Source organism: Cupriavidus sp. UYPR2.512, from assembly GCF_000379565.1.
Taxonomy (GTDB): domain Bacteria; phylum Pseudomonadota; class Gammaproteobacteria; order Burkholderiales; family Burkholderiaceae; genus Cupriavidus.
This window is the reverse complement of the sequence record NZ_KB902912.1, coordinates 1-6297: the sequence shown is the minus strand read 5'-3', so window position 1 is coordinate 6297 and position 6297 is coordinate 1. Positions and strand designations below refer to the sequence as shown.

Here is a 6297-nt window from a genome sequence, read left to right as displayed (position 1 = left end):
CCGAACCTTCAGGGCGACGGAAATCGCGCTATATCATGCACTTGGCAATCTTCCTGAGCCTTCGTCAACCCACACTTTTTCCTGACGAACCATATCTAAACTATGCCCGCGAGCACTGGGTGAAACCTGGTGAGAATCCGCCGGTGGGCCTGATATTGTGCGCGGAAAAAGGCGCGGCCGAAGCTCACTACGCGCTGGAGGGCTTACCCAACAAAGTGCTGGCCGCCGAATACCAAACCGTGCTGCCCGATGAAAAACTGTTGGCAGAGGAGCTCGCTAAGACGCGACTTGAGCTGGATGCGCGAAATGTGTGACGGTCTGCCGATGCGGCCGGCAACGAATAAAAGCAGGCTTGAAGTCGCCCTTGTGGGATGATATTGTCGACGCAGACGGTCGCTGGGCAGTCCAATCTGCGGTCATCGCCATCGCGGCGAAGAGAGCATTTCGGGATCGAACTGCTCGCATAGCTTGCGTTGGCGTTCAGTATCGCTATTCGGCCCGGATACCGCCTTGCTTGATGACCTTGGCCCACTTTGCCGTCTCGCCCTCGACGAATTTGCGGAAGTCCTCGGGTCGCGAGCCGGCCGGATCTGCGCCAATGGCAGCCAATCGTTGGGAAATCTCCGGCGAATTGAGCACTTCGCGCGTCAGCGCGCTGAGCCGGTCGACGATCGCTTGTGGCGTACCGGCCGGCGCGAAGAGTCCGTTCCATTCATAGACCTGATAGCCCGGCAAACCGGATTCGGCAATGGTGGGCGTGTCTGGCAACGCGGCAGACCGCTTCGTGCCTGTCGTGGCCAGCACCTTGAGCTTCTTGCCCGCGACCAGCGGGTATGACGCCGCCATATTGCTGAACATCATGTCCACCTGGCCACCCATCAGGTCACTCAGTGCAGGCGCGCCGCCCTTGTAGGGAACATGCAGCAGGTCCAGCCCCGACTGCTGCCGGAACAACTCCGCCGCCAGATGCTGTGCCGTGCCCGGTCCCGCCGAAGCATAAGTCAGCTTGCCCGGCTTGGCCTTGGCCGCGGCAACAATATCCTTAGGCGACTTGAATGGAGAATTGGGCGGCACCACCAGCAGGTTCGGCACAAGCACCACCAGTGAGATGGGAGCGAAGTCCTTAGCCGTGTCGTATGGCAAGCGCGCCTGCAAGCTAGGATTGACGGAATGCGCAGTGGCATCGAGCAGCAGCGTGTAGCCGTCAGGGGCGGCCTTTGCCACAGCGCCCGCGCCAATCACGCCGCTTGCCCCGGGCCGGTTGTCGACCACGATGGTCTGTCCGAGCTTGACACCGAGCGGCGCGGCCAGGGTGCGGGCCACCGTGTCGGCGGCGCCGCCCGCGGGATAGGGTACAACCAGACGGATGGGCCGGTCGGGATAGGCAGCGGAGGCGGCGTTGGCGAAAATGCCGAGGCCAAGCAATGCGAACGAAAGCAGCCGGGCTGTGATGGGCTTGAACATGTCTCTACTCCAGTTCTTATGTGCTGAAATTCAGACGGTAGCGATGGGAGTTGCCGGGGAACCGACGGCGCCCGGCAGGCGCAGCGGCGGTGCGGTCAACAGGAAGCGGCTGCGCTGATGTGCCCGCAGCCACCGCGCCAACGGCGTGAGGTGCCACAGTTCGCCCAGATGAATGCCGTTCTTGAACAGGCAATGCTCGTGCAGCGGTAGCCGGGGGCCACGGATCGGCGATGGCGTCAGCGGCTTGGGAACGACAAGCTCGACGGCCGGGTTGTCTGCCAGCAGGCAAGCGAGCTGCACGTCGGTGATCCAGTTCAGCAGCTTCTTGTCGTGCCCGTCCAGCCCAGTCCCGGTTTGGTGCAACACCCGCAGGTCGGGCATCTGGTTCATCGACAGCAGCGTGTCCGCAAACCCGGTATGCAGGCACACCATGTCGCCCGGTTCGACCGCAATCTTGTCGGCATCGAGGATGCGCATCAGCGCGTCATAGCCGACAGCGTTGCGCTTGCGGCCGATGTGGTGCTCAAGGTCAATCATGACGCCGCGCCCCTGCGCACCATGCTCGGCCAGCACCGCAATGCTGAGCACCCGGGCTTCGGGATTCTCGTAGCGCGCCCACGGCTCCGTGGCCTGCGTCTCGGTACCCGCGATGATATCCTCGCCGCCCCGGTAGCCGTTATAGAAGACCGGCTCTTCCTGGCCATCGCCATCTGCGTCGAAGTGGCTGCCGACGTGCGCAAGGCTGTCCCATTGCGTTGAGTACTGCAGGCTCATCAACACCACGTCGTCGTTGACGACATCGGTCAGGTCGGGGTCTTCCGACTGATACGACCAGCAGAAGCCCTGCTGCCCGGCGCTCTTGCCATCGCGCAGCACGGCAAAGCGACGCGGGGGCTGGCGGCGGACATTCATCGTTTGCCCGCCCGGATAGTCAAGCGGCAGCGACAGGCAGAACGTGAGGCCCTCGCGCACTTCCGCGACACCTTGCAGCACCTTGGCACGGTCGACGAGGTTCATCCGGCCGCGCTGGTCATCGGGGCCGAATTCGCCCCAATGACTGCCTTCGGGCTGCCGCTTCCAGCGAAGTTGTGTTGACTCCATGCCCGCTCCTCAGGGTTGCACGCTCAGCACCGCCAGCGCGTTCGTCGCGGCCGCTACGCCCATGTTGACGTAGGCCGCGCTGGTCACGCCGCCGATATGGGGGCTGAGCACGAACTTCGGCTGACGGAAGAACGGATGGTCCGGAGGAGGAGGCTCCTGTGCCAGCGAATCCAGCCCGGCTGCTGCAACCTTGCCGCTCTCCACCGACGCCAGCAGTGCCGCCTCGTCGATCAGGCCGCCACGCGCGGTATTGATCACGATGACGCCGTCCTTGCAGGCGGCCAATGCCTCTGCACCGAGCAAGCCTTTGTTGTCGGCGGTGAGCGGGCAATGGAACGACACGACATCGGACTCGCGCCAGATCGTGTCCAGGCTGACCGCACGGATATCGCCCGGTACCTCTGTGGCGAAAGGGTCGTAACCCAGCACGTGCATGTCCGTGGCGGTTGCCATGCGCGCAAAGCGGCGGCCGATGGCGCCCAGACCGATCAGGCCCAGCGTTCGTCCTTTCAATTCGAGGCTCTGGTGCGTCGCCTTGTCCCAATGCCCCGAGCGCGTGCGCTGGTCCAGGTGCACCACGGATTTCGCACAGGCAAGCAGCAGCGCCATGGCTTGCTCGGCCACGGCCGCTGCGTTGGCGCCGGCGGCCGCCACCACCTTCACGCCACGCGCCTGCGCGGCTTGCTGGTCGATGTTGTCGATACCGCTGCCGTGCTTAGACAACACCCGGATGGACGGCGCCGCGTCGAGCGCCATCGCACCCACCTTGCTGGTGCGCACGATGATCGCCACCGGTGCATGGCGGCGACACAATTCGGCCGTTTCTACTTCGCTGACGGCCTTGCCGGCATAGATCAGTTCGTAGTCGGATAGCAAGGCGACGGCTTGCGGGGCGAGATTTGCCGCAGTCACGACAATGACAGGCTTGCTGTTGGTGCTCACAGCGCCTCTCCCGCCTTCAGCACGCCTGCAGCGCGCAGCGCGTCGTCCAGCCATGCCGGGCGCAAGGCATTGCCCGACTTGATTCCGTCGATGCGCTTGCGCTCGCCGGCCACTTTTTCGGCTGCGGCGGCGATCAGGGAAGCCGCCTTATCGCGTTCGATGACGACGACACCATCGGCATCCCCGATCACCAAGTCGCCGGGGCATACGCTGACGCCTCCACATTGGATCGGGTGGTTAACCCGGCCCGGCACGAACTTGGTCGGGCCATTGGGGTTGGTGCCTACGGAATACATCGGGAACCCGGCCTCCCGGATTTCGTCGGCGTCCCGCGACGCAGCATCCAGCACGACGGCGGTCACGCCAAGCGCAATGCACTGCTGGATCATGATGATGCCCATCAGCGCGCTGTTCTGGTCGCCTTTGCCATCGACCACGATGACGTCGCCCGGGCGGGCCAGCGCCATGGCCGCGTGGATCATCAGGTTGTCGCCCGGTCGCACTTCCACCGTCAGCGCGGTGCCACAAAAGCGGCTCGTGGGGCTGAGCGGCGCAATGCGGCCGTGCATGCCGCCGCGGCGTCCCGCCACGTCAGCGAAGATGGACGAGGCGAACTCCGAAGCCTGGCGAACGATCTCGGCCGGCACGCGTTCAAAATCACGGATGACATCAGGGAGGGTCGGTTGCGCGGACATGGTTGCTCCTGGAAAAGTGCGAACGCATCCCACCGCCCGCCCAGCTACCCATGGCGGGAGGTCTTGCAGTGATGCGAAGTGATTGGGGAGTGCTTGGTGACTAAAGCGCGCCGACGCTCAGTCGATGGTGGCCCCGGAATCCTTGACCACTACGCGCCAGCGGGCGAGGTCTTTCTGCATCAGCGACGTGAATTCAGTGCTGCTGCCGCCAAGGATGCGACCGCCTTCGGCTTCGATCTTCGTCTTGACGTCAGGCGTCTTCAGCGCGCGGTTCAGCTCGGCGTTGAGCTTTTCCAAGATCGGCGCAGGCGTGCCGGCAGGCGCGAGCAGGCCGAACCAGGTATCGGCTTCAAACTGCTTCACGCCGGCTTCCGTGACGGTAGGCGTCGACGGAAGCTGCGCGGAGCGGTTGGTCGAGGTCACGGCCAGGCCGCGCAGCTTGCCATTCTTGATCTGCCCCATGACGGTCGGCACGGAACCAATATAGATCGCAACCTGCCCGCTCAGCACATCGGTCAGCGCCTGCGAAGCGCCCTTGTAGGGGATGTGCTGCAGCTTCACGCCGGCCTGCTTCTGCAGCAATTCCATGGCGAGGTGAGCCACGGTGCCGTTGCCCGGCGTGCCAAAGGTGACGGTCCCCGGCTTGGCCTTGGCTGCCGCCAGCACTTCGCCGAGGTTGCGGTACGGGGAATTGCCCGCCACCACGAGCGCAAGCGGCGCAGACGCGATCAGCCCGATTGGAGCAAGGTCCTTGCCCGGATCATACGGAAGTTTTTTGTACAGCGAGGGGTTGATCGCCAGGTTGCTGGTCTGGCCGAACACAAGCGTATAGCCGTCTGGCGTCGCCTTGGCTGCCGCTTCAATGCCTAGATTGCCGCCAGCGCCGGGCTTGTTCTCGATGACTACCGTCCACTTCAGGTCTCGGCTCATCTGGTTGCCGATGGCGCGGGAGAAGGCGTCAGGCGCACCACCCGGCGGGAACGGCACGATCAGGCGAATAGGCTTGGAGGGATAGCTGTCGGCCATCGCAGACAGGGGCAGCAGAGCGAAAATCGCGCAGGCGGCCAGAAAGTGGGTACTCCGTTTCAAGGTTGTCTCCGTGTTGCCTTGTTCTGCCCGCACTATAGGTAACCGTTGCGACGTGTACAATAGCGTTGCCTTGTACGGAACGTATGCCATGAGACGGAACGAGCCCCCCACCGCAAATCAGGACGGCAACGAAAGTGGAGATAAGGCCACGATCATCGCCGTGACGCGCGCTTTGCAGATTCTGGAAGCGTTTTCGGCCGATGACACGTCGCTGACGCTGGCCGAGCTCAGTCGCCGCGTCGGCATGGGTAAATCGACCGTCCTGCGCACCGCGCGAACGCTCGCACAATCCGAATTTCTGGTGCAACGGGAAGACGGCCAATGGCGGCTAGGCGCCGCGGCCGGCTGGCTCGGCGCACGCTACCAGGCGGCATTCCGAGTCAGCGATAGCGTCGAACCGGTGTTGCGGCGCATCTCATATGAGACGCGCGAGAGTGCCGCGTTCTACGTCAGAGAGGGCGACACCCGGGCCTGCCTGGTGCGCGTGGAAGGGCCTGGCGCGGTGAGGCACCACGTGCGCGTAGGCGAAAGGCTGCCACTGATCGGCGCACCGGGGCGCGTCCTGCGAGCTTTTGCCGGAGACATGGGCGAGCCCTACGAATCAATCCGCAAAGACGGGTATTTCATCTCGATGGGGGAACGCGAGCCCGAAGTTTCCAGCATTGCAGTCCCCGTGTTTGGCATAAATTGGGCGCTTGCAGGCTCGCTTTGCATCTCTGGCCCGATCAGCCGCCTGACCCGCGACAAGCTTGGCGAGTATGTCGAACTGATGCTGGCCGCGGGCCGCGAAATGTCGTATCTGATCTCCGGCTCCCGCGGGCAGACCGTCAGGCCATCGACTTGGCATCCATAATCGCTGTGCGGCTGCAGCGCCTCCTCCTTAGCTACACCGTACCGCTCGCCGCCGACTAGCGGTCATTGAATCTGATTTATTACTCAGCAGTCGGAAATATAGGCGACAGAAGGAGCCTGGAAGAATGATCGAACGAGACACGGCTTTTGCCGG

Annotated in this window: 7 protein-coding genes; 2 read left to right on the top strand and 5 right to left on the bottom strand. The window is 63.6% G+C overall.

Features of this window, described 5'->3' with window-relative positions; genetic code table 11:
- The coding region (locus tag A3A5_RS38195) for a PDDEXK nuclease domain-containing protein (protein WP_232431310.1) at positions 1-314 on the top strand (314 nt) is incomplete at its 5' end.
- 175 nt (positions 315-489) lie between these two features.
- Here A3A5_RS38195 and A3A5_RS0110635 read toward each other — a convergent pair.
- The 5 genes from A3A5_RS0110635 to A3A5_RS0110615 all read right to left on the bottom strand — a co-directional run bounded on the left by A3A5_RS0110635 (position 490) and on the right by A3A5_RS0110615 (position 5228).
- The gene (locus A3A5_RS0110635; protein WP_018310562.1) at positions 490-1464 is read right to left on the bottom strand and encodes a tripartite tricarboxylate transporter substrate binding protein; all 975 of its coding nucleotides are present in this window, start codon (positions 1462-1464) and stop codon (positions 490-492) included.
- Between the two features lie 30 nt (positions 1465-1494).
- Complete coding sequence (locus tag A3A5_RS0110630) at positions 1495-2565, bottom strand: cyclase family protein (protein ID WP_018310561.1); 1071 nt, start codon at positions 2563-2565, stop codon at positions 1495-1497.
- A gap of 9 nt (positions 2566-2574) precedes the next feature.
- Positions 2575-3507 (bottom strand): NAD(P)-dependent oxidoreductase, encoded by a 933-nt coding sequence (locus A3A5_RS0110625; protein WP_018310560.1) that lies wholly within the window; start codon positions 3505-3507, stop codon positions 2575-2577.
- A complete protein-coding gene (locus A3A5_RS0110620; RefSeq protein ID WP_018310559.1) occupies positions 3504-4202 on the bottom strand; it encodes an RraA family protein in 699 nt (232 codons plus the stop codon). The genes A3A5_RS0110625 and A3A5_RS0110620 overlap by 4 nt, the downstream gene beginning before the upstream one ends.
- Positions 4203-4319: 117 nt before the next feature.
- Positions 4320-5228, bottom strand: a complete 909-nt coding sequence (locus tag A3A5_RS0110615) for a tripartite tricarboxylate transporter substrate-binding protein (RefSeq protein WP_018310558.1) — start codon at positions 5226-5228, stop codon at positions 4320-4322.
- Positions 5229-5379: 151 nt separating this feature from the next.
- On the opposite strand from A3A5_RS0110615, the gene A3A5_RS0110610 reads away from it, so the two are divergent.
- Positions 5380-6144, top strand: a complete 765-nt coding sequence (locus A3A5_RS0110610; protein WP_018310557.1) for an IclR family transcriptional regulator — start codon at positions 5380-5382, stop codon at positions 6142-6144.
- Positions 6145-6297: the final 153 nt, after the last annotated feature.

Coding starts and splice junctions, on each gene's coding strand:
- A3A5_RS0110615 (WP_018310558.1), bottom strand. CDS start 5,228: ATGGCCGACAGCTATCCCTCCAAGCCTATTCGCCTGATCGTGCCGTTC.
- A3A5_RS0110620 (WP_018310559.1), bottom strand. CDS start 4,202: ATGTCCGCGCAACCGACCCTCCCTGATGTCATCCGTGATTTTGAACGC.
- A3A5_RS0110610 (WP_018310557.1), top strand. CDS start 5,380: ATGAGACGGAACGAGCCCCCCACCGCAAATCAGGACGGCAACGAAAGT.
- A3A5_RS0110630 (WP_018310561.1), bottom strand. CDS start 2,565: ATGGAGTCAACACAACTTCGCTGGAAGCGGCAGCCCGAAGGCAGTCAT.
- A3A5_RS0110635 (WP_018310562.1), bottom strand. CDS start 1,464: ATGTTCAAGCCCATCACAGCCCGGCTGCTTTCGTTCGCATTGCTTGGC.